Genomic DNA, 16,083 nt, shown 5'->3' on the forward strand with positions numbered 1-16,083 from the left:
TGGCGCATAATTGCCGCCATGATTCCGGTTTCCCTTCCTGGCGGTAATTTCTATGTGCTGATGGCGGCCTCGCTGGCCTGCCTCGCTACGTTGCTGACCTGGCTGGCCGTCCTGGCCACCACGCGCAACGCCCGGCTCTGGCTGGGCGAGCACCGGCGCACCGGCACCGCCCTGATGGCCTTCCTCGCGCTGATCGGCGCCATCTTCCCCTACCAGCAGTTCAGCCTGTGGTTCGCCGCCCAGCGCGACGCGCAGGCCGACGCGGGCCGCAAGACGACGCTGGCGCACGCCGCCCGGCTGGCCGGCGTGGACATGCCCGCGGGCACCGTGCTCAGCCTGACCCGCCCGGGCGAACTGGCCTCGTTCGACCGCGCCGTCTTTCCCCAGACCCAGCCCGCCCCCATCCAGGGCGTGGCCGCGACCCAATTGTTCCGCTACGCCGCCACGCCCAAGCAGCCCGAGACCCTGTCGGCGGAGATCGCCCGCGACCAGGCGCAGGAAGGCTGGCTGTGCGCGCACGGCCACCGGATTGAATTCGTGATGCAGGGCGGCCAGCCCCGCTTCTCCAGTTGCCACCTTGCCATCGGCAACACGCTGGACCAGCAGCCCGTGCCGCCGGGCGCCTGGCTGAAGGTGGACGAGGCGGCGCGCGGCACGGCGCCGGATGCGGCGGGTTCCACGGCGCGTTGGCTGCTGCGCACCGAAGGCAGCGAAGCCCTGACCCTGCGCCAGATGCCGCTGCTGAAGGTGGACATGCACCTGGACGGCCAACGCCGCATCCTGGATTTCGAAGGCCTGCTGGCGCGCGAGACCGTGCTGGGCGCCATGACCTACCCGCCCGGCACCCGCGTGCTGGCCGCGAACCCGCGCCTGCCCGGCGCCCAGCCGGGCGACCTGCTGTTTTCGCCGTCGCGCGGCCGTTCGGCGCGGCGCGCAGGCGGTGAAGACGTCTCGGCCGGCCAGTCGGTGCTGCAAGCCCCGGATGGCACCGTGCGCAGCGTGCTCAGCAACCGCGACGCCGGGGTGCTGGACGTGGCCGCCATGCGGATGGCCCCCTGACCGGCGCCTGACAAACCCCTGCCGCAAACCGGTGGGATAATACGAAACTTTCCCCCGCGCGCCGCCTCGCCTGGCGGCGATTCCGTCCTGCCCATTCAAGAGACGAAGTCATGGCCGTTAATTTGCAGATCCCCTCCGAGTCCGAAATTTTTCCTGTTGCCGGCATTGAAATCGGCGTCACCGAGGCCGGCATCCGCAAAGCCAACCGGCGCGACCTGACCGTCTTCCGCCTGGCCGAAGGCACAAGCGTGGCCGGCGTGTTCACGCGCAACCGCTTCTGCGCCGCGCCCGTGCAGGTCTGCCAGGCCCACCTTGCCGCCGGCGGCCCCATCAGCGCGCTGGTCATCAATACCGGCAACGCCAACGCCGGCACCGGCGAAGAAGGCCTGAAGAAAGCCAACGACACCTGCGCCGCGCTGGGCAAGCTGCTGGGCGTGCCGGCCACCGAGATCCTGCCGTTCTCCACCGGCGTGATCCTCGAGCCGCTGCCGCTGGACCGCCTGGTCGCCGGCCTGCCGGGCGCCATCGCCGATCTGGCGGCCGACCACTGGTCCAGCGCCGCCCACGGCATCATGACGACCGACACGCTGCCGAAGATCTCGTCGGCCAAGGTGCAGATCGACGGCAAGACCGTGACCTTCACCGGCATCAGCAAGGGCGCAGGCATGATCCGCCCCAACATGGCCACGATGCTCAGCTTCCTGGCAACCGACGCCGGCATCGCCCAGCCGCTGCTGCGCCGCCTGGCCGTGGAAATCGCCGACGCCTCGTTCAACCGCATCACGGTCGACGGCGACACGTCCACCAACGATTCCTTCATCATCGCCGCCACCGGCAAGTCGGGCGTGAACATCAATAGCGAGTCCGACGCCGCCTACGCCGCCGTGCGCCAGGCCCTGACCGCCGCCGCGCTGGAACTGGCCACGAAAATCGTGCGCGACGCCGAAGGCGCCACCAAGTTCATGACCATCCGCGTCGAAGAAGCCGGCACCACCGAGGAAGCGCTGAAGGTCGCCTACGCGGTCGCGCATTCGCCGCTGGTCAAGACCGCCTTCTTCGCGTCGGACCCCAACCTGGGCCGCATCCTGGCGGCGATCGGCTACGCCGGCATCGACGACCTGGACGTGTCCAACATCCGCCTGTGGCTCGACGACGTGCTGGTGGCCAAGAACGGCGGCCGCAACCCCGACTACCAGGAAGCCGACGGCCAGCGCGTGATGAAGCAGGCCGAGATCTCGGTGCGCATCGCGCTGGGCCGCGGTGACGTGAGCGACACGGTCTACACCTGCGACTTCTCGCACGAGTACGTGACCATCAACGCCGACTACCGTTCCTGATCCATCATGAGCGCAAGCGAATTCACCACCCTTCTCCAGCGCGCCGAGCGCGTGCTGGCGCAGCTTGAAGCCTTCCTGCCCCCGGCCACGCCCGAAATCGACTGGAGCGCGCACGCCTTTCGCTGGCGCAAGCGCGGCTCGCGCGGCTGGCTGGACGCGGTGCGCCACGTGGCCCGCATCGACATGCAGGACCTTCAGCACATCGAACGCCAGAAGGCCACCATCGACCGCAACACCGTCCAGTTCCTCGAGCACAAGCCGGCCAACAACGTGCTGATGACCGGCGCCCGCGGCACCGGCAAGAGCTCGCTGGTCAAGGCCATGCTGGCCGCCTACGGCGACCGCGGGCTGCGCCTGATCGAAGTGGACAAGTCCGACCTGGGCGACCTGGCCGACATCGTCGAACTGGTCGCCTCGCGCCCCGAACGCTTCATCGTGTTCTGCGACGACCTGTCATTCGAGGAAGGCGAGCCCGGCTACAAGGCCCTGAAGTCCGTGCTGGACGGCTCGGTGTCCGCCTCGGGCGACAACGTGCTGATCTACGCCACGTCCAACCGGCGCCACCTGATGCCGGAATACATGAGCGAGAACCTGCAAGCCAAGCACCAGCCCGATGGCGAAATCCATCCGGGCGAGACGGTGGAAGAGAAGATCTCGCTGTCCGAGCGCTTCGGCCTGTGGCTGTCGTTCTACCCCTTCAAGCAGGACGACTACCTGGACATCGTCTACCACTGGCTGCGCGAACTGGGCTGCCCGGAGGCGCACATCGAGCCTTCGCGCACCGAAGCGCTGCAATGGACGATCGAACGCGGTTCGCGTTCGGGCCGGGTGGCCTACCAGTTCGCGCGCGATTGGGCGGCCCGCCATGTCTGAGAAGATCGTCGACGTCGCCGCCGGCCTGATCCTGCGCCCCGACGGCATGCTGCTGCTGGGCCAGCGGCCCGAAGGCAAGCCGTGGTCGGGCTGGTGGGAACTGCCCGGCGGCAAGCTGGAGCCGGGCGAAACCGTGCTGCAAGCGCTGGCCCGCGAATTGCAGGAAGAGATCGGCATCCGCGTCACGCAGTCGCGCCAGTGGGTCACCTACGTGCACGTCTACCCGCACACCACCGTACGCCTGGCCTTCTGCCACGTCACCGGCTGGGAAGGCGAACCGCAAGGCCTCGAGAACCAGCGCCTGGAATGGGTGGATCCGGCCAACGCGGCCTCGGTGGGCGATCTGCTGCCCGCCACCCTGCCCCCGCTGCGCTGGCTGCAGCTGCCCACCACCTACGGCATCAGCTCGATCGGGTCGCGCGCAGGCGTGGCCGCGTTCCTGGGCCGCCTGGACGCCGCGCTGGCGCGCGGCGTGAAGCTTGTGCAGTTTCGCGAACCGCAGTGGCCGGATGGCGCGGGCGCAAGCTCGCTGCATGAAGTGCTGCAACAGGTGGTGAAGCGCTGCCGCGCGGCCGGCGCCCGCGTGCTGGTCAACAGCGCGCACCCTGCCGCATGGTGGAAGGAAGCCGACGGCGTGCATCTGCGCACGGCGGACGCGGCGCGCCTGACCGCCCGCCCCGAATTGCCCAAGACCGCGCTGGTCGGCGTGTCGGCGCACGACAATGCGCAGGTCGTCCATGCCCGCGACATCGGCGCCGACTTCGCGGTGCTGGGTCCCGTGCTGGACACACCCAGCCATCCTGGCGCGCAGACGCTGGGCTGGGAAGGCTTCGTGCAAGGCAATCGCGATGCCGGCATCCCGGTCTTCGCGCTGGGCGGGCAATCCACCCAGACCGTATCGCAGGCCCTGCGCCATGGCGCGCATGGCATTGCCGGGATACGCGGCGTCCTCTGACGCCGGCCCCGCCGGGGCGCGCCCCGGCGGAGTCCTATCGACGCGCCAGCCGACGCCTCAATCGATCTTGTAGTCCATCCACGAGGCGACCATGTCGCGCAGGCCGCCCTCTTCCTCGAACGCCTCGCGCGAGCCTTCCGCCTTGTTGCGTCCCAGTTCCAGGATGTACATGTAGTCGGACACCTCGGCGCAACGCCGCACGTTCTGGTCCACCAGCACCACCGTCATGCCCTCGTCCGCGAAGCCCCGGATCAGCGCGTAGATTTCCTTGGAGATCTTGGGCGCCAGCATCGCCGTGGGCTCGTCCAGCAGGATCACCGACGGTTCGATCAGCAGCGCGCGTCCGAATTCCACGAACCGCTGCTGTCCGCCGCTCATGCTGGAGACGGGATCGTTGCGCTTCTGCGCCAGGATGGGAAAGCGGTCATAGACCGAGTCGATGCGCTGGCGCACCCGCGCCTTGTCGCCGCGGAACGGCCAGCAGCCCAGCAGCAGGTTGTCGTGCACGGACAGGTCGCCGAACAGGCTGCGGTGCTGCGGCACGAACGCCACGCCGTGGCTGGCACGCTCATGCGAGGGCTGCGCGCTGATGTCCTTGCCCCGCAGCGTGATGCGCCCGGTGCGCGGCGGCAGAAAGCCGAACAGGGTCTTGAGCACCGTGGACTTCCCGGCGCCGTTGGGGCCGATCACGCCGGTGACCTTGCCTGCGCGCGCCTGGACGTTGATGCGGTTCAGGATCGTGATGTCGCCGTGATAGGCCACGGTCACGTCTTCCAGCGCAAGGATGGCGGTGCTCATGTCAGGCTCCCAGATAGGCTTCGACCACCCGAGGGTCGGCGCGCACGTGATCGGCGTTGCCCTGGCTCAGGATGGCGCCTTCGTTCATGACGATGATGTGGTGGGACAGCTGGTAGATGGAGGTCAGGTCGTGCGAGACCAGCACCACCGAACAATCATGCTCGGTGGGCAGTTCGCGGATCACCGAGATCAGCAGTTGCGCCAGCGCAGGGTTCACCCCCGCGAACGGTTCGTCCAGCAGCACGACTTTGGGCCGCGCGACCATGATGCGCGCCAGCTCCACCAGCTTTTGCTGGCCGCCCGACAGTTCTTCGGCATAGTTGTGCCGCAGGCGGTGCAGTTCGACCTTGTGCAGCCAGTATTCGGATTGCGCGTAGCGTTCGTCCGCGCTGCGGCCCGCCTGCTGCTGCGCCACATCCAGGTTGTCCAGCAGGCTGAGCTGGCGGAAGATGCGCGGCACCTGGAAGGTGCGCCCGACGCCCAGCCGGGCCACTTCATGGACCTGGCGTCCGCCGATCTCGCGGCCGTCCAGTTCGATGCGGCCTTCGTCCGGCGTATAGATGCCGTTGATGCAGTTGAGCATCGTGGTCTTGCCTGAGCCGTTCATGCCGATGATGCCCAGGATGGACCCCTTCGGCACTTCCAGGTCCACGCCCTGCAGCGCCACCAGGCCGCCGAAGCGCTTCTTGAGATTCGTGACTTTCAACATGCGTCCGTCTCCCGGGGCTGTTAACGCAGCGCCTGGCGGCCGAACAAGCCGCTGGGCCGGATGAAGATCGTGGCGACCATCAGCGCGAAGCCGCAGATGGTGGCGATGGAGGGGCTGAAGAACACCACGGACACCTGCTCGGTGATGCCGAACAGCAGCGCCCCGACCAGGGCCCCCACCGGGTGGCCCAAGCCGCCCAGCACAATGACGATGAAGCCGATCAGCGTGTAGTCGTTGCCCATGAACGGCGAGAACGACGGAAACACCATGGCCACCAGCACGCCGCTGGCGGCAGCCAGGCCTACGCCCAGCCCGAACGCCACGGCGGACAGCCGCTCGGCGTTGATGCCCACGATGCGGACCGCGTCGCGGTTCATGATGATGGCGCGCAGGGCCTTGCCCAGCTGCGTGCGGTACAGGAACACCGTCAGCGCGGCGATGATCGCCAGCGCGATGGCAAGCGCCAGCAGGCGCACCGTCGGGATCAGGACCGGGCCGAACTTCAGGAACACGGGTTCGATCTCGTAGGGCAGCGAGCGCGCGTCGGCGTCGAACGCCAGCAGCATGAGCGCGCCCAGCATGATGGACACGCCGAACATCAGCAGCAGCGAACTGATCTCGGGATCGTCTGCCTTGGACAACCGCGGGATCAAGACGAAGTACAGCAGGTAGCCGGCCAGGAAGAACGCCGCGAACGCCAGCGGCAGCGCCACCAGCGGGTTGATGCCCGCGTATTCCATCAGGTAGAAGGCGAAATACGCGCCCAGCACCAGGAATTCGCCGTGCGCAAAGTTCACCACCCGCAGCACGCCGAAGACGACGTTCAGGCCCACGCCGATCAGGCCGTAGATGGCGCCGAGAATCAGGCCGTTGATCAGGCCTTGGATAAGCAGTCCGGTCATGGCGGGTCCTCAGGCGATGTAGCGGCGCAGTTGCGGCTTGCGTTTGATCAGGCTGCCGATGATGCCGCGGGGCAGGAACAGCATCAGCAGAACGATGATGAGGCCCAGCAGCAGCAGGTTCACCACCGGGAATTTCTGCCAGATCATGTGGTCGATGCCCACCAGCGCCAGCGTCCCGACCACCGGGCCGAGGATGGTGCCGAAGCCCCCCGCCATCGCGTAGATGATGCTCTTGGCCGTGATCAGCACGTTGAAGGCGTATTCCGGGTCGACGACGTTCGTGTACCAGGCCTCGATGCCCCCGGCCAGCGCGGGAAACAGGGCGGCCAGCAACCAGGCCTTCAGGCGGGTGTTGGGGACGTGGATGCCCACGCAGGCGGCTGCGCCGTCGTCGTCGCGGATGGCCTTGAGCGCGCGGCCCAGCCGCGACACCGACAGCCAGGTGACGGTGGCCAACGTGGCGCCCATCACGATCAGCATGGCGTAATAGCTGTGCGTGGGATTGTTGGCGCGCGACAGGATGATGCCCATGCTGCCGCCGGTGAACGACTGCGGCAGGTCGGAAATGACCAGCTTGACGATGGTGGCCAGCGCCAGGCTCACGATGCCGAAATACACGCCGCGCAGCCGCAGCGTGGGCGCCAGCAGCAGCGCGATCGCCAGGCCCACGCCGCCGGCGGCCAGCAGCGACGGCAGGATGGGCCAGCCCATGATCTTGTAGCAGATGCCGGTGGCGTAGGAGCCCACGCCGTAGAACACCACGTAGCCGAACGGCAGATAGCCCGTGAAGCCCACGCAGATGTTCATGGCGCTGGCCATGGTGATCCACAGCATCAGGTAGAACGCGAACGAGATGTTCGAGGTCGCCATCGGGATGACGGCCAGGCCGGCGGCCAGCGCGGCGAAGAGGGTCACTGCGATGCGGGTGCGCAACTGCACGGCGCGCAGATCCTGCGCGCGATGCGAAGCCGCGCCCGCCGCCAGGGCGGGACTGCTGCTCATGATGTCTTCCTCCGGGCCGTCTCGGATGGGATGGCCGCTCTATTTGGAGGCGATTATGAACAGTTCAAACCATAACTGCAAGTTAAGGACTAACCCTTATCCGGGTCGGGAAACGCCTCGGCCAGCACCCCGCGCAGCTCATCGATGAAGCGCAAGGCGATCTGCGACGGCTCCCGGTTGCTGGCATAGACAGCCGAGATATTCAGGGGAATGCGCTCTTGCAGCGGCACGATCACCACGTCCGGCATGGTGTTCTGCATGACCGTGAATTCATCCACGATGGCGATACCCACCCCGGCATTGACCAGCGCGCACGCAAGCTGGCTCCAGGGCACATCGGCGCACATGCGGCACGGCAGCCCGGCCTGCTCGAACGCACCCAGCACCAGCATGCCGAAGGGCATGCGGGTGCCCACCACGATGTGCGGATGCGGAGACAGGTCGGCCAGGCTGACGGACGCCTGCCCCGCCAGCGGATGCCCCTTGGGGATGGCCGCCACCATTCGCCCCACATGCAGCGGCTGCGAGGTCAAAAAGGGATGGTCCGCCTGCATCACCACCAGCCCCAGCTCGGCTTCGCCCTGCAGCACGTCGGAAATCAGGCTGGGCAGGACCGAAGTATTCAGCCGCAGCAGCAGCTCCGGATGGCGCTGCTGGAAACGGGCCACCGCGCGCGGCACCAGGAATTGCGCCAGGCTGGGAATGGAGGCCAGGCGCAGCACGCCCGTGCCATGCTCGGAAAGCGCGTCGGCCAGGTCATTGACCCGCTGCATCATGCGCTGGGTCTTTTCGATTTCCTCAAACAGGCTGTGCACTTGCGAGGTGGGGCGCAACCGCCCGCGCACCCGCTCGAACAGCGTCACGCCCATGCTTTTCTCGGTCTGGGCCAGCATCCGGCTGACCGCCGGCTGCGAAATGTTCAGCAACCGGGCCGCGCCGCTGATCGAACCGGCCATGACGATGGCCCACAACATTTCCGTCTGCCGGTAATTCAATTTATTCAAGGCGTGCGCTCCATGCCTATTTGTTATACGCTTTGTCGCGTATTGGGCAATTATTGCCCAATACCGGGTTCTGGGTCCCTGCTTCGCGGCGGGGCGAGGCCCCCAAATCTATAACGATTGGAGACATCCCATGTTCGCTAAATCCTGGTTGTTCCGCTTACCGGCGCTGGCCATGGCCATCGCCGCCCTGACGCCCGCCACCGGCGCCGCCCAAACCTCGGACAAGATCCGGGTGGGCATGACGGTTTCGTCCACGGGCAGCTTCGCCCTGGCCTCGCAATCCGGCGTCCGGGGCGTGGAACTGTGGGTGGAAGACGTCAATCGCCGCGGCGGTATCGAGGTGAAGGGCAAGAAATACCCTGTCGAGCTGGTCAAGCTGGATGACCGCAGCGACAAGCAGATGGTCACGCGTGTCTACGAACGCCTGATTGTCGATGAAAAAGTGGATCTGGTGTTCGCGCCTTTCGGCTCCACGTTGACGGCCGCGGCCGCCACCGTCACCGAGCGGCTGGGCAAGTACATGATGGTCTGGTCCGCCGCCAGCGACGACCTGTACAAGCAGGGATTCAAGAACATGGTGTCGGGCACCCAGATGCCGGTGTCCGCCATGCTGCGCGCCAACATGGAGCTGGCGGCCAACCAGGGCGTGAAGAAGGTGGCGCTGCTGTATTCCGACGAACCGTTCCCCGCCGGCCTGGCTGAAGGCGGCCGCGAACAGGCCACGAAGAACGGCATGCAGGTCGTGATGTTCGAGAAGTATCCGAAGGGCCAGAAGGACTTCAGCACCATCCTGCAAAAGGCGCGCGCCGCAGGCGCCGAAGCACTGGTGCCGACCTCCTACGAGGGCGACCTGATCAGCATGACGCGCCAGATGAAGCAGCTGGACATCAACTTCCCGTACGTGTTCATGGTGTATGCGTCGACCCCGCAGTTCCAGGCCATCGGCGCGGACGCGAACTACATCTACAGCCACACCAACTACCACCCCGCGATCAACTGGAACGTCAACGCCGGCATGAGCCGCGAACAGTTCGCGGCCGCCTACGACCAGCGCTTCCCCAAGGCCGAGTTCCCGCCCGATTTCCAGACGGCGCTGGCCTACGGCGCGGGCGCGGTCACGGAAGAGGTCGTGAAGAAGGCCGGCTCCACGGACGCCGCGGCGCTCAAGCAGGCATCGATGGACCTGTCCGGCAAGATCACGGTCATGGCCGGCCCCTACGCCATCGACGACACGGGCAAGCAGCTGCTGATGCCCTTCCCGGTGGTGCAGTTGCTGCCGGGCAAGGGCATGGTGCCCGTGTGGCCCGCGGACGTGGCCACGACGAAACCCGTTTACCCCGCCCCTGACTGGACCAAACGCTAGTCGCGCTTTGCGCAGCCGGCCGCGCGCGCCCCGCACGGCCGGCCCCCCAACCTGAGGAAAACATGTCTGAAATTGAATTTGCCACGCTCGGCGAGCTGGCCGACGGCCTGGCCAAGGGCCGCTACAGCTCGGTGGAATTGACGCAGCACTTCCTGGACCGCATCGCCCAGGCCAATCCGGCGCTGGGCGCGTATGTCAGCGTGGACAACACCAGCGCCTTGCGCCTGGCCGAGGCCGCCGATGCGCGCCGCCGCGCTGGCTATGGCCTGCTCAGCCCGCTGGACGGCGTGCCGGTGGCCGTCAAGGACCTGTGCGACATCCAGGGCCAGGTCACCACCGCCGGCTCCGAGGCCTGGCGCGAGCGCCGCAGCAGCGCCACGGCAACCGCGGTGACCCGCCTGCTGGACGCCGGCATGGTGATGCTGGGCAAGACCCACATGGTCGAATTCGCGTTCGGCGGCTGGGGCACGAACCCCGTCATGGGCACGCCGCGCAACCCTTGGGATTTGCAGGCGCCGCGCATTCCAGGCGGCTCGTCCAGCGGGTCCGGCGTAGCCGTCGCGGCCGGCCTGGCGCCTGCCGCGCTGGGGTCGGACACCGGCGGCTCGGTGCGGATTCCCGCCGCGTTGAACGGCATCACGGGGTTGAAGACCACGCGCGGGCTGATCAGCCTGCATGGCGCGGTGGCGCTGTCGACCACGCTGGATTCCATCGGCCCGCTCACGCGCGATACCCGCGACGCGATGCTGCTGACCGCGCTCATGGCAGGTCCCGATGCGCAGGACCCGTTGACGCAAGGCCTGCCCGCCTTCCAGTTCCAGGAACCCGCCAACGGCGCGCAACCGTTGCGCGGCATCCGCATCGCGCTGATGCCGCCGTCGCAGCACCCCATCGCCGTGGAAGCCGACGCCTTGTCTGCCCTGGACGACGCGCGGCGCGTGCTCGTCGACCTGGGCGCCGAGGTGGCCGAAATGCCCTTCCCCTTCGACTTCCGCGAGATGATGCTGCGAAACGGCCAGATCATCGCCGCCGAGGCCTACGCCATGCACCGCGAATACATCGAAGACGCTGCGCTGCCCATCGGCCAATATGTGCGCGCCCGCGTGCTGTCCGGCAAGGGCGTGTCTGCCGCCGACTACATCGCCGCGCTGCAGGCGCACGCGCAGGCACGCCAGGCATGGCTGGCATGGATGCACAACATCGATGCGGTGCTGACGCCCTGCGCCCCGTTTGGCGCCCGCCTGCTGGCCGACGTGGATGAAGCCGCCACGCCGCTGGCTGCCTTCACCCGCGCGGGCAACTACGTCAACGCGTCGGGACTGGCGCTGCCGGCCGGCTTCACCGCCGGCGGCCTGCCCCTGGGCGTGCAACTGCTGGGCAAGCCGAATGCCGAAGGCACGCTGGGCAAGATCGGCATGGCCTTCCAGGCCGTGACCGATTGGCATCGCCGCCACCCCGACTTGAAGGCCATCGGGCTGTAAGTCGACAGGCCCGTTGACGACACGCCGGCGGCACCCGCCGTCGGCGCACCCTCTCCCGCCCTCCTAGGGAAACTCCCCCCTTGCTGCCGGCCCTCCCGAAGCAATATCTTGAATCCGGAATGTGACCACATGGTCACAACACCGGCCACACGTCTTCGCTGCACCCTCTCTTTGTCGTCTTCTCAACCGCAAGGAAGTCCAGCATGCTCAAGCGTTCCCCCTTTGAAGGCCAGGCGGATCCCGCCCGCCGCGACTTCCTGTTGCGCAGCGCCGCAGGCCTGGCCGGCGCCGCCGGTCTGGCGGCAGGCGCCTGGCCCCTGCAGGCCGCGGCCCAGGCGCCCTCGCCGCTGACCTTCGCCTTCTGGCCGTGGGGCAGTGAAATCGTGCAGCAAGGCGCGGCGCGCTTCACGCAGGAAAGCGGCGTGCCGGTGAACCTGTCGCCCATTCCCGGCGACTACGCCGCGGTGCTGGAAACCCAGCTGGCCGCCAAGGCCCCGCTGGACATGTTCTATGCGCAACGCGGCCAGGCGTCGCGCTGGTACGCGGCAGGCTGGATCCGGGCGATCGACGACATGCCGGGCCTGGCCGACATCCAGAAACAGATGTTCCCCGGCATCGTGGACGACGCCCGCGCCACCGACGGCCGCTATCTGGGCCTGACGTACTACAACGGCGGCCCGTTCGCGCTGTTTCGCAACGAGAAAATGCTCGCCGAAGCCGGCTTCGGGGGAACCGCCAACGCGGCGGACTATCCGCAAGACTGGGCCACGGTCGAAAAGCAGGCGCGCGAGATCAAGAAAGCGGGCCTGTCCGAGCATCCCATGCTGATGCCCTGGTACAACGCCTGGACCGGCCTGCCGTGGGCCCTGATCGCACAGTGCTTTGCCGAAGGAGAACGCTTCGTCGACGACGACCTGCGCGCCACCTTCGGCGGCGACACGCCGCTGGTCAAAGTCCTGACGGACTGGAAGCGCTGGTGGGACGACGAACTGGTGCAGCGCGCCGTGTTGACCTGGTCCGGCACCGAGACATCCAGTTCATGGATGAAAGGCCAGCACGCCTTCCACCTGAATATCGATTACTACAGCTTCAACTACAACGATCCGGCCAAGAGCCAGATCGCCGCGTATTCCAGCTACAACCCGGTCGTGCCGGGCGCCACCCACGATACGGTGCTGGTGGGCCATGCGCTGCTATGCATGTCGACCCGCAAGCGCACGGACGCCGAGCAGGCCGCGCTATGGGAACTGGTGAAGTACTTCGGCTACCGCGACAAGGCGGGCCAGCTGACCACGCACAAGAACTGGATCGCCAAGGCCAACCTGGAAGTGCCGTTTCCCGAGCTGTACCGCGACGCGGACAGCAAGGCGGCCATCATGAAGTGGATGTACCCGCCCCAGGCCGAACAGGTCTACCAGTGGTTGTTCCAAGGCCGCGAGAAGGCCGTCGCCGCCCATGTCCTGAAGGCGCCCTGGTATCAGGAATGGGACACCGGCATGCACGAAATGATCGCCCAGGACATGCTGATCAAGGGGTCCAAGACGCCGGCGCAAGTGGCGACCGAACTGCGCGCCCGCTGGGACGCGCTCTACAAGAAGTACGCCAAGATCCTCAAGCGGAGCTGATATGGCCAGCGTATCCCTGCAAGGCATCCAGAAGGCCTACACCCACTTCCAGGCCGTGCGCTCGCTGGACCTGGACATCCGCGATGGCGAATTCGTGGTGCTGCTCGGGCCCTCGGGCTGCGGCAAGACCACCACGCTGAACATGATCGCCGGGCTGGACACGCCCACGGACGGCGAGATCCGCATCGCCGACCGGCGCGTGGACCAGGTGCCGCCGCACCGGCGCAACGTGGCCATGGTGTTCCAGAGCATCGCGCTGTATCCGCACATGACCGTGCGCGAGAACATCGGCTTTCCGCTGCGCATGCAGAAGATGCCGGCGGCCGAGGTGCGCGTGCGCGTGGACCGCGCCGCCCGCCTGCTGCGCGTGGAATCGATGCTGGACCGCAAGCCCTACCAGTTGTCGGGCGGGCAGCGCCAGCGCGTGGCCATCGGCCGTGCGGTGGTGCGCAACCCGGACCTGTTCCTGTTCGACGAACCGCTGTCCAGCCTGGATGCCAAGCTGCGCACGGACATGCGGGTGGAACTCAAGCGGCTGCACCGTACGCTGCAGGCCACCTTCATCTACGTCACGCACGACCAGGTCGAGGCGATGACGCTGGCCGACCGCATCGCCGTGATGTCGGGCGGCAATCTGTTGCAGTTCGCCGACCCCGACACCATCTACCGCCGGCCCGCCAACACGGAGGTGGCCGACTTCATCGGCAACCCCGGCATGAACTTCCTGCGCGGCACGCTGCATGCGCACGACGGCGCCCCCGCGCTGCAGACCGCGGGCGGACGCCACGTGCTGCCGCCCGCCCTGCACTGCGCCGCGCGCGCCCTGCCGGAAGGCAGCCCGGCCACGCTGGGCATCCGCCCCGAAGCCATGGCGCCCGCGCCGCTGGCGGGCGACGGCCTGCTGCTCGAAGGCAGCGTCTGGGCCGTCGAGCCGGTGGGACCCGACCAGTTCGTGGATGTGGCGGTCGGCGCGGAAGACGGCCCGCGCCTGCGCGCGCGCCTGCCGCCCGAACGCCGCTACGAAGTCGGCGCGCCCATCGCGCTGGCGTTGCCCGCCACGCGCCTGTACCTGTTCGACGCCCAGGGTCTGCGCGTGCACGGCGGCGAGGAGCCGCGCTCATGAGCGCCGCCAGCCTGTCGCCCGCCCGCCCCGCGCCGGTGCGCCAAGGTGGCCGCGAAATGTCCGACCTGGGCTTCGCGCTGACCGTGATCGTGGCGGTGTATGCACTGAACACGCTGATCATCGGCGTGCCGCTGGGCTATTCGTTCTGGCTCAGCCTGCACGACACCAACGCCATCCTGCGCACGGAAGAGTTCGTCGGCGCGGACCTCTACGGCGAAGTGCTGTCCGACCCCGCCGTCATCGACGCGATCTGGCGCAGCCTGGGCTTCGTCGCCATGTGCGTGGCGGGCTCGTTCGCCGCCGCGCTGGGAATCGCGCTGGTGCTGAACGAAGAGATGCCGCTGCGCGGCCTCGTGCGCGGGCTGGCGCTCTTGCCCTGGGCGATGTCCCAGGTCGTGACCGCCACCGTGTTCTCGTTCCTGCTCAACCCCAGCTTCGGCGCCCTGACCGGGTTGCTGGCGCCGCTGGGCCTGGCCAACGCGGCCACGGTCTGGCTGGCCAGCGACTGGGCGCTGTTCTGGGTCGCCCTGGCGTTCGTCTGGCATATCGCGCCGCTGGGCAGCTTCTTCTACCTGGCCGCATTGCAGACGATTCCGCGCGACCTGTACCGGGCGGCGCGTGTGGACGGCGCGGGCCCGCTGTCGCGCTTCCGGCACATCACGCTGCCGCATTTGAAGCACACGACCCTGATCGTGCTGGTCGTGATGACGGTGGAAGCGGTGCGGCAGTTCGACCTGTTGTTCTCGCTGACGCGCGGCGGGCCCGGCACGTCCACGCAGATCCTGCCGTTGCTGATCTTCCGCTACAACTTCGAATTCTCGAAGTACGGCCTGGCCTCAGCCGCCGCCTTCCTGCTGACCGTGTTGTCGCTGCTGCTGGCCACCGCCTACTTCATGCTGATCCGCAAGAAGCGCCCTCAAGGAGACGCCCATGCGCAGTGATGCCGCGAAAGTCACCGGCGAAGGCTGGCGCCCCTGGGTGGTGGGCGCCGGCGTGGCGCTCGTCGCGTTCTGGTGCCTGTTCCCGCTGTACTGGACGCTGAAGGCGTCCTTCATGGACGAATCGGCCATCATCATGGGGGTCGCGCACAACGCGGGCGGGTTCACCTTCGAGAACTACTTGCGCGTGCTGGGCCTGTCCACCTCGGACTCGATCTTCGGCGGGCAGACCAAGGCGATCATGACAGGCTTCGTGAACAGCGCGCTGGTGGCGCTGCCTGCGGCGGCCGTGGGCACGGCCATCGCCACGCTGGCGGGCTATGTGCTGGGCCGGTTCGACTTCCCGTTCAAGGGCCCGCTGCTGTACGTGTTGCTGGCCTCGCGCACCTTGCCGCCCATCGCGCTCCTGATCCCGTACTACGTGTTCTTCGCCGCCATCGGCCTGGCGGGCAGCCTGTTCGGCCTGTGGATCGTGTACCTGACCGCCGTGATCCCGCTGCTGTCCTGGGTGCTGATGGGCTACTTCGCGTCGCTGCCCGTGGAAATCGAGCGGGCCGCGCGCATGGACGGCTGCACGCGCTGGCAGATGCTGTGCCATGTGACGCTGCCCATGGCGCTGCCCGGCATCGCCGCGGCTTTCATCATCGCGTTCCTGGTGGGCTGGAACGACCTGCTGTTCGCCATTGTGCTTACCGGCGGCACGTCCGCGCAGACCTTGTCGGCCTCGCTGCTGGGCCTGTCGCCGCTGATGCCGGGGTTCCGCGCCGACCTGGGGCTCTTCGCCGCGGCCAGCATGCTCGCCGCCCTGCCCCCGCTGGCGCTGGCCATGCTGTTCCAGCGCTTCATCACCAACCTGAACATCGTCGATCCCGTGACGAGCAACACGGACTAGGACCTGTGAACGCTGAAAGGAG

At 67.5% G+C, this 16,083-nt stretch carries 15 protein-coding genes; 10 read left to right on the forward strand and 5 right to left on the reverse strand.

The annotated features are described in order from the left end of the window. The first annotated feature begins 18 nt into the window (after positions 1 to 18). The 4 genes from ACO6D5_RS16790 (at position 19) to ACO6D5_RS16805 (ending at position 4,224) form a co-directional block, all read left to right on the forward strand. Positions 19 to 1,059 carry a hypothetical protein gene (locus tag ACO6D5_RS16790; RefSeq protein WP_315845656.1) on the forward strand — a complete coding sequence of 347 codons (1,041 nt, stop codon included), beginning with the start codon at positions 19 to 21 and terminating at the stop codon, positions 1,057 to 1,059. Between the two features lie 110 nt (positions 1,060 to 1,169). Next, positions 1,170 to 2,396: a bifunctional glutamate N-acetyltransferase/amino-acid acetyltransferase ArgJ gene (gene argJ / locus ACO6D5_RS16795; RefSeq protein ID WP_315845655.1), complete on the forward strand. Its 1,227-nt coding sequence runs from the start codon at positions 1,170 to 1,172 to the stop codon at positions 2,394 to 2,396. A gap of 6 nt (positions 2,397 to 2,402) precedes the next feature. After that, on the forward strand, positions 2,403 to 3,269 hold the full coding sequence (locus ACO6D5_RS16800) for an ATP-binding protein (RefSeq protein WP_315845654.1): 867 nt from the start codon (positions 2,403 to 2,405) through the stop codon (positions 3,267 to 3,269). Then, a complete protein-coding gene (locus ACO6D5_RS16805) occupies positions 3,262 to 4,224 on the forward strand; it encodes a Nudix family hydrolase (protein ID WP_315845653.1) in 963 nt (320 codons plus the stop codon). Before ACO6D5_RS16800 ends, ACO6D5_RS16805 begins: the two co-directional genes overlap by 8 nt. Positions 4,225 to 4,281: 57 nt before the next feature. Here the strand turns inward: ACO6D5_RS16805 and ACO6D5_RS16810 are convergent, their stop codons facing one another. The 5 genes from ACO6D5_RS16810 to ACO6D5_RS16830 form a co-directional block, all read right to left on the reverse strand. Further along, complete coding sequence (locus tag ACO6D5_RS16810) at positions 4,282 to 5,022, reverse strand: branched-chain amino acid ABC transporter ATP-binding protein (protein WP_485825989.1); 741 nt, start codon at positions 5,020 to 5,022, stop codon at positions 4,282 to 4,284. 1 nt (position 5,023) lies between these two features. Beyond that, on the reverse strand, positions 5,024 to 5,731 hold the full coding sequence (locus tag ACO6D5_RS16815) for an ABC transporter ATP-binding protein (protein WP_006228029.1): 708 nt from the start codon (positions 5,729 to 5,731) through the stop codon (positions 5,024 to 5,026). Positions 5,732 to 5,751: 20 nt separating this feature from the next. Then, complete coding sequence (locus ACO6D5_RS16820) at positions 5,752 to 6,633, reverse strand: branched-chain amino acid ABC transporter permease (protein WP_315140639.1); 882 nt, start codon at positions 6,631 to 6,633, stop codon at positions 5,752 to 5,754. A gap of 9 nt (positions 6,634 to 6,642) precedes the next feature. After that, entirely contained in the window at positions 6,643 to 7,635 is a 993-nt protein-coding gene (locus ACO6D5_RS16825; protein ID WP_006228027.1) for a branched-chain amino acid ABC transporter permease, read from the reverse strand. 89 nt (positions 7,636 to 7,724) lie between these two features. Further along, positions 7,725 to 8,609, reverse strand: a complete 885-nt coding sequence (locus ACO6D5_RS16830; RefSeq protein ID WP_315845666.1) for a LysR family transcriptional regulator — start codon at positions 8,607 to 8,609, stop codon at positions 7,725 to 7,727. Between the two features lie 160 nt (positions 8,610 to 8,769). Here ACO6D5_RS16830 and ACO6D5_RS16835 point away from each other — a divergent pair, with 160 nt between their 5' ends. The 6 genes from ACO6D5_RS16835 to ACO6D5_RS16860 all read left to right on the forward strand — a co-directional run bounded on the left by ACO6D5_RS16835 (position 8,770) and on the right by ACO6D5_RS16860 (position 16,061). Beyond that, positions 8,770 to 10,002, forward strand: a complete 1,233-nt coding sequence (locus tag ACO6D5_RS16835; protein WP_315845651.1) for an ABC transporter substrate-binding protein — start codon at positions 8,770 to 8,772, stop codon at positions 10,000 to 10,002. A 62-nt stretch (positions 10,003 to 10,064) separates the two neighbouring features. Further along, the gene (locus tag ACO6D5_RS16840; protein ID WP_485825990.1) at positions 10,065 to 11,483 is read left to right on the forward strand and encodes an amidase; all 1,419 of its coding nucleotides are present in this window, start codon (positions 10,065 to 10,067) and stop codon (positions 11,481 to 11,483) included. A 203-nt stretch (positions 11,484 to 11,686) separates the two neighbouring features. Further along, on the forward strand, positions 11,687 to 13,108 hold the full coding sequence (locus ACO6D5_RS16845; protein ID WP_485825991.1) for an ABC transporter substrate-binding protein: 1,422 nt from the start codon (positions 11,687 to 11,689) through the stop codon (positions 13,106 to 13,108). Position 13,109: 1 nt separating this feature from the next. Continuing rightward, on the forward strand, positions 13,110 to 14,231 hold the full coding sequence (locus ACO6D5_RS16850; RefSeq protein ID WP_485825992.1) for an ABC transporter ATP-binding protein: 1,122 nt from the start codon (positions 13,110 to 13,112) through the stop codon (positions 14,229 to 14,231). Further along, a complete protein-coding gene (locus ACO6D5_RS16855; RefSeq protein ID WP_485825993.1) occupies positions 14,228 to 15,172 on the forward strand; it encodes a carbohydrate ABC transporter permease in 945 nt (314 codons plus the stop codon). Before ACO6D5_RS16850 ends, ACO6D5_RS16855 begins: the two co-directional genes overlap by 4 nt. Further along, positions 15,162 to 16,061 carry a carbohydrate ABC transporter permease gene (locus ACO6D5_RS16860; RefSeq protein ID WP_485825994.1) on the forward strand — a complete coding sequence of 300 codons (900 nt, stop codon included), beginning with the start codon at positions 15,162 to 15,164 and terminating at the stop codon, positions 16,059 to 16,061. The genes ACO6D5_RS16855 and ACO6D5_RS16860 overlap by 11 nt, the downstream gene beginning before the upstream one ends. Positions 16,062 to 16,083: the final 22 nt, after the last annotated feature.

The organism is Achromobacter sp., from assembly GCF_057314935.1.